Source organism: Aurantimonas litoralis, from assembly GCF_026153195.1.
Taxonomy (GTDB): domain Bacteria; phylum Pseudomonadota; class Alphaproteobacteria; order Rhizobiales; family Rhizobiaceae; genus Aurantimonas; species Aurantimonas coralicida.
This window is the reverse complement of record NZ_JAPFBM010000001.1, coordinates 313,704-328,061: the sequence shown is the minus strand read 5'-3', so window position 1 is coordinate 328,061 and position 14,358 is coordinate 313,704. Positions and strand designations below refer to the sequence as shown.

Annotated in this window: 13 protein-coding genes; 3 read left to right on the top strand and 10 right to left on the bottom strand. The window is 69.0% G+C overall.

Features of this window, described 5'->3' with window-relative positions:
- Positions 1–10 precede the first annotated feature (10 nt).
- The gene (locus N7I30_RS01635) at positions 11–1,066 is read left to right on the top strand and encodes an L-idonate 5-dehydrogenase (protein ID WP_498636225.1); all 1,056 of its coding nucleotides are present in this window, start codon (positions 11–13) and stop codon (positions 1,064–1,066) included.
- A 70-nt stretch (positions 1,067–1,136) separates the two neighbouring features.
- The gene (locus tag N7I30_RS01630; RefSeq protein WP_498636223.1) at positions 1,137–2,243 is read left to right on the top strand and encodes a DSD1 family PLP-dependent enzyme; all 1,107 of its coding nucleotides are present in this window, start codon (positions 1,137–1,139) and stop codon (positions 2,241–2,243) included.
- A 43-nt stretch (positions 2,244–2,286) separates the two neighbouring features.
- Here N7I30_RS01630 and N7I30_RS01625 read toward each other — a convergent pair whose 3' ends face one another.
- From N7I30_RS01625 to N7I30_RS01600, 6 genes are all read right to left on the bottom strand, one after another.
- On the bottom strand, positions 2,287–2,793 hold the full coding sequence (locus tag N7I30_RS01625; RefSeq protein ID WP_187390876.1) for a TRAP transporter small permease: 507 nt from the start codon (positions 2,791–2,793) through the stop codon (positions 2,287–2,289).
- 11 nt (positions 2,794–2,804) lie between these two features.
- Positions 2,805–3,845: a TRAP transporter substrate-binding protein gene (locus tag N7I30_RS01620; protein WP_187390810.1), complete on the bottom strand. Its 1,041-nt coding sequence runs from the start codon at positions 3,843–3,845 to the stop codon at positions 2,805–2,807.
- A gap of 23 nt (positions 3,846–3,868) precedes the next feature.
- On the bottom strand, positions 3,869–5,167 hold the full coding sequence (locus N7I30_RS01615; RefSeq protein WP_498636220.1) for a TRAP transporter large permease: 1,299 nt from the start codon (positions 5,165–5,167) through the stop codon (positions 3,869–3,871).
- 181 nt (positions 5,168–5,348) lie between these two features.
- Complete coding sequence (locus tag N7I30_RS01610; protein ID WP_188075651.1) at positions 5,349–6,539, bottom strand: CaiB/BaiF CoA transferase family protein; 1,191 nt, start codon at positions 6,537–6,539, stop codon at positions 5,349–5,351.
- 178 nt (positions 6,540–6,717) lie between these two features.
- Positions 6,718–7,419, bottom strand: coding sequence for a GntR family transcriptional regulator (locus tag N7I30_RS01605; protein ID WP_498636218.1), 702 nt, complete (start codon positions 7,417–7,419; stop codon positions 6,718–6,720).
- Positions 7,420–7,525: 106 nt separating this feature from the next.
- Positions 7,526–8,383 (bottom strand): DMT family transporter, encoded by an 858-nt coding sequence (locus tag N7I30_RS01600; RefSeq protein WP_498636216.1) that lies wholly within the window; start codon positions 8,381–8,383, stop codon positions 7,526–7,528.
- 247 nt (positions 8,384–8,630) lie between these two features.
- On the opposite strand from N7I30_RS01600, the gene N7I30_RS01595 reads away from it, so the two are divergent.
- The gene (locus N7I30_RS01595; protein ID WP_498637095.1) at positions 8,631–10,022 is read left to right on the top strand and encodes an MATE family efflux transporter; all 1,392 of its coding nucleotides are present in this window, start codon (positions 8,631–8,633) and stop codon (positions 10,020–10,022) included.
- A 20-nt stretch (positions 10,023–10,042) separates the two neighbouring features.
- Here N7I30_RS01595 and N7I30_RS01590 read toward each other — a convergent pair whose 3' ends face one another.
- The 4 genes from N7I30_RS01590 to obgE all read right to left on the bottom strand — a co-directional run bounded on the left by N7I30_RS01590 (position 10,043) and on the right by obgE (position 14,279).
- The gene (locus tag N7I30_RS01590; RefSeq protein ID WP_498637093.1) at positions 10,043–10,630 is read right to left on the bottom strand and encodes a nicotinate-nucleotide adenylyltransferase; all 588 of its coding nucleotides are present in this window, start codon (positions 10,628–10,630) and stop codon (positions 10,043–10,045) included.
- A gap of 56 nt (positions 10,631–10,686) precedes the next feature.
- Positions 10,687–11,967 (bottom strand): glutamate-5-semialdehyde dehydrogenase, encoded by a 1,281-nt coding sequence (locus tag N7I30_RS01585; protein WP_498636214.1) that lies wholly within the window; start codon positions 11,965–11,967, stop codon positions 10,687–10,689.
- Between the two features lie 75 nt (positions 11,968–12,042).
- On the bottom strand, positions 12,043–13,197 hold the full coding sequence (gene proB, locus N7I30_RS01580) for a glutamate 5-kinase (protein ID WP_498636212.1): 1,155 nt from the start codon (positions 13,195–13,197) through the stop codon (positions 12,043–12,045).
- Positions 13,197–14,279 carry a GTPase ObgE gene (obgE, locus tag N7I30_RS01575; protein WP_498636210.1) on the bottom strand — a complete coding sequence of 361 codons (1,083 nt, stop codon included), beginning with the start codon at positions 14,277–14,279 and terminating at the stop codon, positions 13,197–13,199. The genes proB and obgE overlap by 1 nt, the downstream gene beginning before the upstream one ends.
- Between the last annotated feature and the right edge of the window lie 79 nt (positions 14,280–14,358).

The window sequence follows — 14,358 nt, the reverse complement described above, 5'->3', positions numbered from 1 at the left end:
TGGAGACACCATGAAAGCGATCGTTGCACACGGCCCCCACGACCTCCGCATCGAGGAGCGCCCCGATCCGGGCGCGCCGGGGGCGGGCGAGGTGCGGCTGCGCGTCCAGTCGGGCGGCATCTGCGGTTCCGACCTGCATTACTACCACCACGGCGGCTTCGGCACGATCCGCATCAAGGAGCCGATGATCCTCGGGCACGAAGCCTCGGGCATCGTTGAGGAACTGGGCGCCGGCGTCTCCGGCCTCGCCATCGGCGACCGGGTCGCGATCAATCCGTCGCGGCCCTGCGAGAACTGCGAATACTGCCGCCGGGACATGCGCAATCACTGTCTCGACATGGTGTTCAGCGGCAGCGCCATGCGCTTCCCGCATGTCGAGGGCATGTTCCGCGAAGTGCTGGTGGTGCCGGCGGCACAGGCCGTGCCGGTGGGCGCGGCGACCGATACGGGGCTGGCCGCGCTGGCCGAGCCCTTCGCCGTCTGCCTGCACGCCGCGCGTCAGGCCGGTCCGCTGCTCGGCGCCAGCGTGCTGGTCTCCGGCTGCGGCCCGATCGGCTGCCTCGCGGTGGCCGCGGCGCGCCGCGCCGGGGCGGCGCACATCACCGCATGCGACGTCGTCGGCGAACCGCTGGAGACCGCCCGCAAGCTCGGCGCCGACACGGTGATCGATCTCGGCGGCGACCGCGGCGGGCTCGACGCGCTGAAGGCGGACAAGGGCCGCATCGACGTGGTCTTCGAATGTTCGGGCAACCCGGCCGCCGTCACGACCGCCGTCGAATGCGTCCGGCCGCGCGGCCGGCTGGTCGCGGTCGGCAATGGCGGCCCGGTCGAGTTCCCGCTCGCCTCGCTGGTGGCCAAGGAGATCGAGATGGTCGGCTCCTTCCGTTTCGACACGGAATTCGCGCTGGCCGCGGATCTCGTCTCGCGCCAGCTCGTCGATCTGGCGCCCCTGATCAGCCACCGGATGCCGGCGGGCCGGGCGGTGGAGGCTTTCGATCTGGCCAGCGACCGCAGCCGGGCGATGAAGGTGCAGCTCGACCTGACGGACTGGACCGCCGCGACCTGAGCGTCGACAATACCGGAAAGGCACGCCGGCCTTTCCGGCGTCTGACGATGACAGGAACGGACCGCCGCGCATGCTGCAGAATCCGCCGGCCGAGCCGGGCATGGCCGAGGAGGAGGTCGACACCCCGGCGCTCCTCGTCGACCTCGACGCGCTGGAACACAATCTCGACCGCATGGCGGCCTTCGCTGCCAGGGCCGGCATCCGCCTGCGGCCCCACGCCAAGACCCATAAATCACCGGTCATCGCGCATTGGCAGGCCCAGCGCGGCGCCGTCGGGCAATGCGTGCAGAAGGTCGGCGAGGCCGAGATCCTCGCCTGGGCGGGCGTTCCCGACATTCTCATCACCAACGAGATCGTCGCGCCGCGCAAGCTGGCGCGCGTCGCGGCGCTGTCGAAGATGACGAACATCGCGCTCTGCGCCGACGATGCGGGCGTGGTGGACCTCATCGAGGCCGCCGCCGAAGCGGCGAGTTGCCGGCTGACCGTTCTGGTCGAGATCCATGTCGGCGCCAACCGCGCCGGGGTCGGCTCGCCGGCCGCCGCCATCGCCCTGGCCGAGCGTATCGCAGGCAGTCACGCACTGATCTTCGGCGGGTTGCAGGCCTATCACGGCGGCGCCCAGCATCTGCGCGACCTCGATGCGCGCCGCGCCGCCATCGCTTCGGTGGCCGATACCGCCCGGGCGGTCGTCGACGGTCTTGCCGCGAAGGGGATCGCCTGCCCGGCGGTGACCGGGGCTGGCACCGGCACCTTCGAGCTGGAGGCGGCAAGCGGCGTCTTCACCGAATTGCAGGCCGGCTCCTACGCCTTCATGGATGCTGATTACGGCCGCAACCGCCCGGCGCCGGACTTTCGCCAGTCGCTGTTCGTCGCGGCGACCGTGATGAGCGCGGCGCGCGACGGTGTCGCGGTGGTGGATTGCGGCCACAAGGGCATCGCCATCGAAAGCGGGCTGCCGCTGGTCCACGAACGGCCCGGCGTGACCTATGCCGGCGCGTCGGACGAGCATGGCCAACTGGCCTGTGCGGCGGGCACGAAACTGTCGGTGGGCGAGCGCCTGCGGCTGGTGCCGGGGCATTGCGACCCGACGGTCGATCGCTACGACTGGTATGTCGGGGTGCGGGACGGCTGGGTGGAGGCCGTCTGGCCGGTCGCCGCGCGTGGCATGATGGCCTGAGCGGCGACGATCCGGAGACCGCCGCCGCTCAGGAAACTCGGGCTCAGACGTGGTGGATCACGTCCGAGCGGGGCGGCGGGCCCTGCAGGGTGTTGATCAGGAACTGCAGGCCGAGCGCGCCGAAGCCGATCGGCAGCATGCCGTAGGGCAGCCACATCGGCGTGCCGAAGCCGCTCGAGACGCGTTCGCCATAGGCCCAGGCGTCGTAGGCCATGAGGCCGCCGCGCCAGGTGATGATCGCGCAGAACACGCAACCGACGATGCCGACGATGGCGGACAGCACGCGCCGCCCGTTGTCGCCCATACTGTCAGGCAGGAGCGTGATGCCGATATGCTCGCCGCGCCGCTGCACGTCCGCCGCCGTCATGACCGCCAGATAGACGACCAGGAAGGCGTTGATCTCCAGGCTCCAGGAGGTCGGCGCCGCGAAGATGTAGCGCATCGTTGCGTCATAGGTGATCGTCAGCGCCATGAAGGCGAGCACGACCTGGCCCAGGACCTGCAGAAGCCTGGCGAAATGTTCGAACAGCCTGACCGGAACGGCGAGCATGATGGTTCCCCTTACGCGTCTTCGCCGTGGGCGAGCGCAATGGCGCGGCGGCCGACCTCTTCACCGACCTCGGAGACCCAGCTCTCGCGGACATTGGCGCTGATCTCGTTGAAGCGCTCCACGGCTGCCTCGTCGGGCTCGATTTCCTCGATGCCGAGCTCGCGGAAGGCCGGCCAGTACTTCTGCTCGAAATAGTCGGTGTTGGCGACCTTGGCACTGTGGGTGTCGAACCATTCGACGCCGTCCATGAAGGCGTCGCGCACCGCCTGGTCCATCGCTTCCCAGCGATCGGTCTGGACGAACACGCCGATGGCGAAGCCGGTGAGCGGCATGCGGTAGACGTGGCCGACCTGCTCCTGGATGCTGCGGCCGTTGATCGTCGAGATGTTGGCGACAGCCGCGTCGACCGTGCCGCGCTGCAGGGCGAGATAGAGCTCGGAGGAGGGGATGCGCACCGAAGCGCCGCCCAGATCCTCGATCGCCTTGGTCGCCTCGAAGGAGACGACGCGGATCTTCTTGCCTTCGATGTCGTCGAGATTGCGGATCGGCGCGTCCTTGGTGCTCCAGATGTATTCCGGCTCCATGATGCCGCCGCCGAGGCTGAGGACGGTGAGGCCGTTCTTCTTCAGCTCGTCCTGGATGAGCTGGAACAGCGGCGAGCCGCGCTTCAGCCGGTCGGGATTGCGGGCGAGATCGCCGACGACGCCCGGCAGCCCGGTGATGCCGAGGATCGGCAGCGAACGGGTGACGTAGGACGTGGTGTGGAACATGAAGTCGATGGTGCCCGACCGCAGCGCCGGCAGCTGCTCGTCGGCCGACAGCAGGCGGCCGGAATCGTAGAAGTCGATGGCGACGGTCTCGCCGGCCTTCTCGTTGATCCGGTCGACCAGGCCCTGCGAGCCATAGGCGAGATCCGCGTAGGACGGCGGCAGGTAGGTGACGCCCGTCAGCTTCTGGGCCGCGGCGGCCTGCCTTGTGGTGCCAAGGCCCAGTGCCGAAGCCAGCGCGACGGCGCCCGTGGTGGTGATGAGCCTGCGTCTGTCAATGGTCATGTCTTTTCCTCCCTTGATGAAACTCAACGCATGAGATTGGGCAGCCAGAGGCTGATGGCGGGGAACAGCACGAAGATGATGAGCATCACGAACTGCACCATGACGAAGGGCACCACGCTGCGGACGATCTCCTCGATCTTCAGCATCGGGGCCACCGCCTTGAGCGTGTAGAGGTTGAGGCCGACCGGCGGCGTGACGACCGCGATCTCCAAATTCATCACCAGGATGATGCCGAACCACAGCGGGTCGTAGCCGAGGGTGGTGATCAGTGGCAGCAGGATAGGCGTGGTGACGACGATCAGCGATACCGCATCGACCAGCATGCCGAGGCCGACAAGGGCCAGCATGATCAGGACGAGGATGACCTCCGGCGGCAGCTCGGTGCCGATCAGAAGACCGGTGATCGCGTCGGGCACCCGCACGAGATTGAGATAGTCGCCGAAGATCCGGGCGCAGCCCATGATCAGCAGGATCGCGCCGGAGATGCGGGCGCTGGAGCCCAGCACCCTCATCGTGCCGCGGACATCGACACTGCGGAAGATGACGGCGGCGATCAGGAAGGCGCCGACGGCACCGAAGGCCGCGGCCTCCGAGGGAGTGGCGACACCCGTGTAGATCGTGCCGAGGACGACGGCGATCAGCAGGATGGCGTGCCAGATGCCGCCGATGGCGCGCAGGCGGTCGCCCCAGCTGTATTCGACATGGGCCTGGCGCGGCGCTTCCGCCGGATTGAGCAGCACCCGGAAGTAGAGATAGACCGACAACGCCAGGGCGAGGGCCACGCCTGGCACGATGCCGCCGATGAACAGGTCGGCCACCGAGACGCCTGAGACCGCGCCGTAGATGATCAGCGGCACGCTGGGCGGGATCAGCATGGCCAGCGCCCCGGCGCTGACGACGCTGCCGGCGGCGATCGAGCGGCTGTAGCCGCGCGCCAGCATTTCCGGCACGGCGATGGAGCCGACCGCCGCGACGCCGGCGATGGAGACGCCGGAGACCGCACCGAAGACCGCCGAGGCGCCGACGGTGGCAATCGCCAGTCCGCCGCGCAGCCATTGCAGCCAGACCACGGCGGCGTGGAAGAGGTTCTTGCCGACGGGCGTCGCCGCAAGGAAATTGCCCATCAGCACGAAGAGCGGCAGCGCCAGCAATTCGAAGCTGTTGAGCTGGCCGAACAGCGAGGTCGGGCCGAAGAAGAAGGCCATCGACCCGCGCGCCATGTAGAGGCCAGTGAGGCCGGCAGCGCCCAGCGCGAGAAAGATCGGCGCCCCGATGGCGATCATCGCCAGAAGGATGACGACGACGATGATGGGCTCGATCATCGCGGCGCCACCATGCCATGCGCGGCGTGCCGCCGCGTGCGCTCTGCACCAGGGGCCGACCGGCGGCCGGCATCAGCCTTCGTCGCGCGCATCCGCATTTCGAGTGGCAATGACATTCCTCCCACTGGCCGGTTCGCGCGACGCCCGGCTCCCTGCCGCGTCGCGCGTCCGGTCGCGTTCCCTAGATGATTTCGGCAGCTTCCAGCGCATCGATCCGCGCGTCGTCGTAGTCCAGCCATTCGCGCAGCACGGGCCGGGTATGTTCGCCGAGCTTCGGCCCGGTCCGCTCGACGGCGCCGGGCGAGGCGGAAAGGCGCGGGAAGACGTTCTGCATGGCGGTCGCCCCCAGCGTCTCGTCCTCGACCCGCACGATCGATTCCCGCGCGATGAAGTGCGGGTCCTCCAGCATGTCGTGGGCGCGATAGGTCAGACCGGCCGGGACGCCGGCCTCGGCGAGCAGCTCGACCAGCGGATGCGCTTCCTGCGTCTGCGTCCATTCGCCGATGATCGCGTCGATCTCCGCCTGGTTGCGGCCGCGCGCCTGGTGATTGGCGAAACGCGCGTCGTCGGCGAGCTCCGGCTGGCCCATCAGGGCCGTCAGCCGCCGGAACAGGCTGTCCTGATTGGCGCCGATGATGATCGTGTCGCCGTCCTTGGTGGGATAGGCGTTGGACGGCGCGATGCCCGGCAGGAAGCTGCCGGAGCGCTCGCGCACATGGCCGCCGCGGTCGTATTCGGTGACGACGCTTTCCATCACCGACAGGACGGCCTCGTAGATCGAGGCGTCGACCATCTGGCCTTCACCGGTGACATGGCGGTGCTGCAGCGCCAGGAGCGCGCCCTGGAAGCCGCTCTGGCCGGCCAGCGTGTCACCGATCGACAGGCCGATGCGCACCGGCGGGCGGTCGGGATAGCCGCCGATGTAGCGCATGCCGCCCATCGCCTCGCAGACCGCGGCAAAGCCCGCGCGGTTGCTGTAGGGGCCGGTCTGGCCGAAGCCGGTGATGCGGACCATGATCAGGCGCGGATTGATCGCCTTCAGCGTCTCGTAGTCGAGGCCCCAGGCCTCCATGCGTCCGGCGCGGAAATTCTCGACGATGATGTCGGTCGACGCGACGAGCTCGCGGACCAGCTCCTGCGCTTCCGGCTTGCGCAGGTCCAGCGTCAACGACTTCTTGTTGCGTGCGATCACCGGCCACCACAGCGGATGGCCCTCGGCATCGGTGCGGCCCCACTGGCGCATGGCGTCGCCGACGCGCGGCGGCTCGATCTTCACGACCTCGGCGCCGAAATCCGCCAGCAGCTGCCCGCAGAAGGGACCGGCGATGAGCTGGCCCATTTCGAGCACACGGATTCCGTCTAGCGCTTTCATCGATCCTCCCGTGCATGTCCTCCACGGCCGCGTCCCACCGCGACCGTCGCCAGCCCGAACCGAGCTTGCGCCGGCACGCTATCGCTATTGTATCCAATGCGTCAATCTTGCACTGCACCCAGGACGCGGCCGGCGCGGCCCTACGAGCCGGAAAGCGGCGCGTTCGGCCGGGGACCGGCTAGCGCGCCGGTGGCGATGTTTCGGGGGCTCCCATGGCCGTATCGCGTGCTGTCGTCAGGGCCGTGCGGGTTGCCAGCATGTGCGAGCGCATCACCGCGGTGGCCCAGTCGCTGTCGCCGGCGGTCAGCGCGTCGATGAGGACGCGGTGCTCGGCGAGGGAACGCCGGATGTCCGGGCTGCGGAAACTGCCATAGGTGTGGATCAGGAGGCCGATCCCCATCAGGCGGAGGGCCGCTTCCTCCAGCGTGCTGTTACCGCTTGCCGCGGCGATCACCTGGTGGAACTCCTGGTTGAGCCGGGAAAGCCGCTCGATCTGGCCGCGATCGGCGACGATTCGCTCCATTTCCTCGGCCAGATGCGTCAGCCGGACAAGGTCGGCTTCGCTGCGCCGGGTCGCTGCAAGGCCTGCGGCCGTGCCTTCGAGCAGGGCGCGGACGCCGTAGATCTCGGCGAGTTCGGCCTGCGAGCGGGTTTTGATCAGCGCCCCGATCCGCGGGATCATGTCGACGAAGCCGTCGCTGGCGAGCTTGTGCAGGGCGGCGCGGACCGGGGTGCGGCTCACCTCGTAGCGCTCGGCCAGCATTTCCTCGGTCAGCCGCGATCCGGGCGGATGCTGGCCGCGGATGATGTCAGCCCGCACGTCCTCATAGACACGGTCGACGGTCCGCTGCTTGGCATTGCGATGGCGACTTCCGGTCATGGCCGGTCCCGAGGCTCCATGGGCGTGATTGGATACAATCGAAACGGGTTGCGGAAAGCAACTGCCGATCGCACGCGGCCCCGACGGGCGTCGGAACCGTGCCGGTTCAGCGGTTCTCGCGCCACCAGATGTACAGGCCGCTGGCGACCAGGATCACGGTGCCGAGGATCATCGGCGGTTGCAACGGGTCGCCGAACAGAACCACGCTGAGGATGCTGGCGACCAGCACCTGCGAATAGAGGAAGGGCGACAGCAGCGAGGCCGGGGCGTGGGAGAAGGCCGTGACCAGGGTGAAATGGCCGATCGAACCGGCAACACCGCTGAGGACGAGGAGGGCCAGCGTAGCCGGGGCGGGCGTCTCCCAGAACGGAATGATGACGAGGGTCAGGATGACCGCGCCGGCCGCCGTCGTGTTGAACTGGGTCGAGGCGGCATCTTCGGTACCGGCGAGCCGCCGCGTCATCATGAGATAGCAGGCGTTGAAGCCTGATGCCGCCAGGGCGAAACCCAGCGCCGGCTCGATGCCCGCAAAGCCCGGACGCAGGATCAGCAGCATGCCGCAGAAGCCGGCGATGATCGCGCCGATCCGGTGGATGCCGATCGTTTCCTTCAAGACGATGACCGACAGGATGGTGACGACGATCGGCGTGAAGAAAAGGACGGCCGTCGCGTCGGCCAGCGGCACACGGGCGAGGGCGTTGTACATGCAGATCGTGGCCGCCAGGAGCAGCATGCCGCGCACCAGTTGCAGGTAGGGGTGGCGGGTCTTCAAGAAGCGGGTGCCGGTGGTGGCGCCGAGATAGCTGCCGAGGATCAACGTCTGGAAGAAGTAGCGCCCCCAGATCACCTGCAGCACCGGCACCAGCGTCGTCAGATGCTTGCCGAGCGAATCCATGCTGGCGAACACGCTGCCGGCAAGGACCGTCAACAGGATGCCGGTCAGGAGGGAACTGAAGGATTTCACGGGATCGACGCCTTTGCTAAGTGTTGCTTACTGGAAAGCCACGGCGCTGAAAAGCCGGCGTGCCCGGCTCGGGCGTCGTCATCCGGGATAATCGGCTCGGTCCGTCGAGACCTTCCTGGCCGCGATGTTGCTGAGGTACGACAAGCGGCCACGGCATTGCTGGACTTCCCTGTCGCACCCTTCTAGGCCACCGGCATCAGGCGGTGATGTCATGCAGACGAATGTTTCAGAACGGTCCGGCGCGGAAATGCTGCCGCTGCCCGGCGCGGGGGCCCGTGGACCGGTGCAGTCGTGGCTGCACCACGCCGTCGCGACCCTCGTCCTGTCGGTGCCGCTGATCGGCGCGCAGCTGGCGCAGATGACCATGAACGTCACCGACACGGTGATGATCGGCTGGCTCGGCGCCACCGAACTGGCGGCCGGCGTCCTGGCCACCCAGACCTTCTTCATCGTCTTCATCTTCGGGGCCGGCTTTGCCCAGGCCGTGCTGCCGCTGGCGGCCGGCGCCGAGGGCCGCGGCGACGTGCGCGACGTGCGCCGCTCGATCCGCATGGGCCTGTGGGTGCTGATGCTCTACAGCGCGCTCGTCATGCTGCCGCTCTGGTACACCGAGGCGATCCTGGTGGCGCTCGGCCAGGACCCGGAAATCTCGGCCCTCGCCGGGGCCTATATGCGCGTCGCTCAATGGTCGATGTTCCCGGCGCTGCTGGTCCTGGGACTGCGCTCCTACCTGACCGTCGTCAACCGCGCCTATCTCGTCCTGGCGGTGATCCTGGTCGGCGCCGTGGTCAATGCCGGGCTGAACTATCTCCTGATCTTCGGCCATTTCGGCGCGCCGGCGCTCGGCATCGTCGGGGCGGCGGTGGCGACGCTCGGCAGCAATCTCCTGATGACCGGCCTGCTGGTCGCCTATACGGCGCTGGCGCCGAGCCTGCGCCGCTACGAGCTCTACGCCCGCTTCTGGCGGGCGGACTGGCCGGACTTTTTCGAGGTGCTGCGGCTCGGCTGGCCGATCGGCGCGACGATCATCGCCGAGGTCGGGCTGTTCGTCGCCTCCTCGATCATGATGGGCTGGCTCGGCACCATTCCGCTGGCCGCCCATGGCATCGCGCTGCAGATCGCCTCCATCGCCTTCATGGTGCCCCTCGGCCTGTCGAGCGCCGCAACGGTGCGGGTCGGGCTCGCCTTCGGGCGCGGCGACCGCCGCGATCTCGACCGGGCATCGGCAGTGGCGCTGGGCATCGGCACGCTGATCTCGATCGGCGGCGCATGCCTGTTCTGGTTCTGGCCGCAGGAACTGATCGGGCTCTATCTCGATCGGGGCAACGCCAATGCCGAGGCGGTGCTGGCCTATGGCGTGCCGCTGCTGGTGGTCGCCGCGCTCTTCCAGATCGCCGATGCGCTGCAGGTCGTGGCCGCCGGCATCCTGCGCGGCGTGAAGGATACCCGCACGCCGATGCTGATCGCGCTGTTCAGCTATTGGCTGGTCGGCATGCCGGTCGCCTATGTCCTCGCCTTCATGGTGGGGTGGGGCGGCGTCGGCCTGTGGTGGGGGCTGGCCTTCGGCCTGTCCACCGCGGCGCTGCTGCTCAATGCCCGCTTCCTGCTGCGCGAGCGCTACGGCCTGCTCGACGCCTGACCGGACGCGCCAACGGCGGCTCAGTCGCCGTTCTGCCGCCGCAGCAAGGTGGAGGAGACGGTCGAGCGCGGCCCGTGCAGGAACACCCAGGCGGGCGGCCGGCGCAGGGGCAGGGCCCTGGCCGCCGTCTCCGGCAGGCGGAAGCGCGCCAGCACCTGCGGCGTGACAGCGGAGAGGACGGAGAGGGTCGAGCCGGGCCGGTCGACCACGGCGATCGGCAGGCTGGCCGCGATCTCCTGCCAGTCCTGCCAGCGATGGAAGCTGGCGAGGCTGTCGGCGCCCATGATCCAGACGAAATGCACGCCCGGGTGGCGCCGCCGCAGCAAGGCGACCGTATCGGCCGAATAGCGGATGCGATGGCGCGCCTCGAAGGCGGTGGGCACCGAATGCGGGCCCGGCGCCAGCGCCCGGACTGCGGCGAGGCGTTCGCCGATCGGCCGCAGCTTGCCGTGATCCTTCAGCGGATTGCCCGGCGTCACCATCCACCAGACCTTATCGAGGCCAAGCCGCCGGCGGGCCGTCTCGGCGACCAGCAGATGGCCTTCATGCGGCGGGTTGAACGAGCCGCCGAACAGGCCGATCCGCATGCCGGGCTGCGCCGGTGGCATGGCCAGCGCCGCCGCATCGACGCCCTTGAGGGCGGCGGCGGCGGTATCGCCCAGCCTCACGGGCGCGTCTGGCCGTTGCCGCGGACGCGATAGTTGAAGCTGGTCAACTGCTCGACGCCGACCGGACCGCGCGCATGCATCTTGCCGGTGGCGATGCCGATCTCCGCGCCCATGCCGAATTCGCCGCCGTCGGCGAACTGGGTCGAGGCGTTGTGGAGGAGGATCGCCGAATCGATGCCGGCGAAGAAGGTCTCCGCCGTGGCCGCGTCGTCGGTCACGATCGCTTCGGTGTGGTGCGAGGAATGGCTCTCGATATGGTCGATCGCGCCAGCGACGCCGTCGACCAGTGCGACGGAGATGATCGCGTCGAGATATTCGGTGACGAAGTCCGCGTCGCTGGCCGGCTCTGCGGTCGGGTAGCGCTGGCGCACCTCGTCGGTCGCGCGGATCTCGCAGCCGGCCTCGCGCAGCGCTTCCATCAGCGGCAGCAGATGCGTGTCGGCGGCGGCGCGGTCGATCAGCAGCGTCTCGGCAGACCCGCAGATACCGGTGCGGCGCATCTTGGAATTGACGACGATGTCCCGCGCCATGTCGAGATTGGCCGCCCGGTCGACATAGACGTGGCAGAGCCCTTCGAGATGCGCGAAGACGGGCACCCGCGCCTCGTCCTGCACGCGGGCGACCAGCGAACGGCCGCCGCGCGGCACGATGACGTCGATCGCCCCGTCGAGGCCGCGCAGCATGGCGCCGACGGCGGCGCGGTCGGTCGACGGCACGATCTGGATCGCGTCCTCGGGCAGGCCGGCCGCGGTGAGCCCGGCGACCATCGCGGCGTGGATCGCGGCCGAGGATCGGACCGAATCCGAGCCACCGCGCAGGATCACCGCATTGCCGGATTTCAGGCAGAGCGCCCCGGCATCGGCGGTCACGTTCGGCCGGCTCTCATAGATGACGCCGATGACGCCGAGCGGCGTGCGCACGCGCTCGATCGCCAGACCGTTCGGCCGGTCCCAGGCAGCGACCGTCGCGCCGACCGGGTCGGGGAGGGCAGCGATGGCGCGCAGGCCCTCGGCCATCGCAGCGATGCGGTCGGGCGTCAGCGTCAGCCGGTCGACGAAGGAGGCGGCCATGCCGGCCACTGCCGCGCGGTCGAGATCGGCGGCATTCTCGGCGAGGATGGTGTCGGTGGAGGCGACCAGCGCATCGGCCATCGCCAGAAGCGCTGCGTTCTTCGTCTCCGTCGGCGCCAGGGCGAGGCGGCGCGCCGCTGCGCGGGCCCGCTTGCCGATGGCGTCCATCAGCGTGTCGATCGATCCGGTCTCGGTGCTGTCACGCATGGGTGTGGTCTCCGAAATCTGTACTGCGTCGCGGCAACGGGCAGGCCCTCTCGCCGTGCCTTCACGCCGTCTGTCTCAGGCCGAGGTGAGCTGCTGGCCCGGCGTCTCCGCCGCACCTGGATCGACGGCGAGGTCGTCGCGATGGATCATCGCCGCGCGGCCTTCATAGCCCAGCGCCGCGCCGATCTCGGAGGAGCGCAGGCCGGCGACCAGCCGCGCCTCGTCGGAATCATAGGCGATCAGGCCACGGGCAATCTCGCGGCGGGCATTGTCGTACACCGCCACCGTGTCGCCCCTGCGAAACTCGCCCTCGACCTTGCTGACGCCAGCCGGCAGCAGGCTGCGGCCGGCGACCAGCGCCTTGACGGCGCCAGCATCGACGAACAGGCGACCGGTGGCATGGAGCTGCCCGGCGATCCAGCGCTTGCGGGCGCCGACCGGCGTATCGACGGGGCGAAACAGCGTGGCGCGCTCGCCGGTCTCGATGGCCGACAGGGGATAGAGCCGGTTGCCCGCCGTGATGATCATGGCGGTGCCGGAGCCGGTCGCGATCCGCGCGGCGTCGATCTTGGTCTTCATGCCGCCGCGCGACAGTTCCGAACCGGCGGAGCCCGCCATCGCCTCGATCTGCGGCGTGATCTGATCGACCAGCGGAATGTGCTCGGCGTTCGGGTCGAGATGCGGCGGCGCCGTGTAGAGCCCGTCGACATCCGAGAGGAGAACCAGCATGTCGGCGTCGATCATCGTGGCGACCCGGGCGGCCAGCCGGTCATTGTCGCCGTAGCGGATCTCGGAGGTGGCGACGGTGTCGTTCTCGTTGATGACCGGCACGGCCTTGAGGGCCAGCAGCGTCGCGATGGTGGCGCGGGCATTCAGATAGCGCCGGCGCTCTTCGGTGTCCCCGAGGGTGAGCAGGATCTGCCCGGTCTCGATGCCGTGGCGGCCGAGGATCTCCAGATAGGTGCGCGACAGGGCGATCTGGCCCACCGAGGCGGCCGCCTGGCTCTCCTCCAGCCGCAGCGGACCGCGCGGCATCTTCAGGATCTTGCGGCCGAGCGCGATGGCGCCCGACGACACGACGAGAATCTCCCGGCCCTCGCCGACGAGACGCGCAATGTCCTCGCCCAGCGATTCCAGCCAGGTCCGCTTCAGTCCGCGTTCGCGGTCCACGAGCAGCGACGAACCGATCTTGATGACGATCCGCCGGTAGCCGTGGAGGGGATTGCTCATCACTCCGCGTCCTTCCCGGCCTCGGCCTCTTCCGCCTCGGCGCGTTCGGCCGCGGCCACGGCGAAGCGGTCGGGCTCTTCCTCTTCCGTGGGGGCGAGGCGGCTGATGCGGCTCTTCAGCTCGCGCAATGCCTCGGTCATGCCCTCGCGGCTCACCGCCGACAGGGCGAGCGGCGCGTAGCCGACGGCCTCCTGCAGCTCCGCCAGCTTCTCCTCGCGGGCCTCCGGCGTCAGCGTGTCGACCTTCGACAGGGCGACGAGCTCGGGCTTGTCCGCGAGGCCGTGCTCATAGGCTTCGAGCTCGCGCCGCACGGTGCGGTAGGCGCCGGCGACGTCGTCCTCGCTGGACGAGACCAGATGCAGGAGCACGCTGGTGCGCTCGACATGGCCGAGGAAGCGATCGCCGATGCCGACGCCCTCATGGGCGCCCTCGATCAGGCCCGGAATGTCGGCGATGACGAATTCCGCCTCGTCGACCTTGGCGACGCCGAGACCGGGATGCAGCGTGGTGAAGGGGTAGTCGGCGATCTTCGGCCGGGCGCGCGTCACCGAAGCAAGGAAGGTCGACTTGCCGGCATTGGGCAGGCCGACGAGGCCGACATCGGCGATCAGCTTCAGCCGCAGCCAGATCGTCAGCTCCTCGCCCTCCTGGCCCGGATTGGCGCGCCGCGGCGCCTGGTTCACCGAGGTCTTGAAATAGGCGTTGCCGAAGCCGCCATTGCCGCCGGCGGCGATGCAGTGACGCTCGCCGATATCGGTCAGGTCGAACAGCAGCGTCTCGTTGTCCTCGGCGAAGATCTGGGTGCCGGCCGGCACCTTCAGCGTGATGTCCGAGCCCTTGCCGCCATTACGGTTGCGGCCCATGCCGTGGCCGCCGGTCTTGGCCTTGAAATGCTGCTGGTAGCGATAGTCGATCAGCGTGTTGAGGCCGGCAACCGCCTCCACCCACACATCGCCGCCGCGGCCGCCGTCGCCGCCGTCCGGCCCGCCGAACTCGATGTATTTCTCGCGGCGGAACGACACCGAGCCGGCACCACCGTCACCGGATCGGACATAGACCTTGGCCTGGTCGAGGAATTTCATCTCTGTGCTCTCCTGAGCATGCGGTCGGTATGGCGGACGGCCCCTTCTAGCGGGCCGGTCGGGACTTGTGAACGGATCG

Excerpts from the sequence above, each read along its gene's own strand:
- N7I30_RS01635 (WP_498636225.1), top strand. The coding sequence starts at position 11 with ATGAAAGCGATCGTTGCACACGGCCCCCACGACCTCCGCATCGAGGAG.
- N7I30_RS01630 (WP_498636223.1), top strand. The coding sequence starts at position 1,137 with ATGCTGCAGAATCCGCCGGCCGAGCCGGGCATGGCCGAGGAGGAGGTC.
- N7I30_RS01625 (WP_187390876.1), bottom strand. The coding sequence starts at position 2,793 with ATGCTCGCCGTTCCGGTCAGGCTGTTCGAACATTTCGCCAGGCTTCTG.
- N7I30_RS01620 (WP_187390810.1), bottom strand. The coding sequence starts at position 3,845 with ATGACCATTGACAGACGCAGGCTCATCACCACCACGGGCGCCGTCGCG.
- N7I30_RS01615 (WP_498636220.1), bottom strand. The coding sequence starts at position 5,167 with ATGATCGAGCCCATCATCGTCGTCGTCATCCTTCTGGCGATGATCGCC.
- N7I30_RS01610 (WP_188075651.1), bottom strand. The coding sequence starts at position 6,539 with ATGAAAGCGCTAGACGGAATCCGTGTGCTCGAAATGGGCCAGCTCATC.
- N7I30_RS01605 (WP_498636218.1), bottom strand. The coding sequence starts at position 7,419 with ATGACCGGAAGTCGCCATCGCAATGCCAAGCAGCGGACCGTCGACCGT.
- N7I30_RS01595 (WP_498637095.1), top strand. The coding sequence starts at position 8,631 with ATGCTGCCGCTGCCCGGCGCGGGGGCCCGTGGACCGGTGCAGTCGTGG.
- N7I30_RS01590 (WP_498637093.1), bottom strand. The coding sequence starts at position 10,630 with ATGCCACCGGCGCAGCCCGGCATGCGGATCGGCCTGTTCGGCGGCTCG.
- N7I30_RS01585 (WP_498636214.1), bottom strand. The coding sequence starts at position 11,967 with ATGCGTGACAGCACCGAGACCGGATCGATCGACACGCTGATGGACGCC.
- proB (WP_498636212.1), bottom strand. The coding sequence starts at position 13,197 with ATGAGCAATCCCCTCCACGGCTACCGGCGGATCGTCATCAAGATCGGT.
- obgE (WP_498636210.1), bottom strand. The coding sequence starts at position 14,279 with ATGAAATTCCTCGACCAGGCCAAGGTCTATGTCCGATCCGGTGACGGT.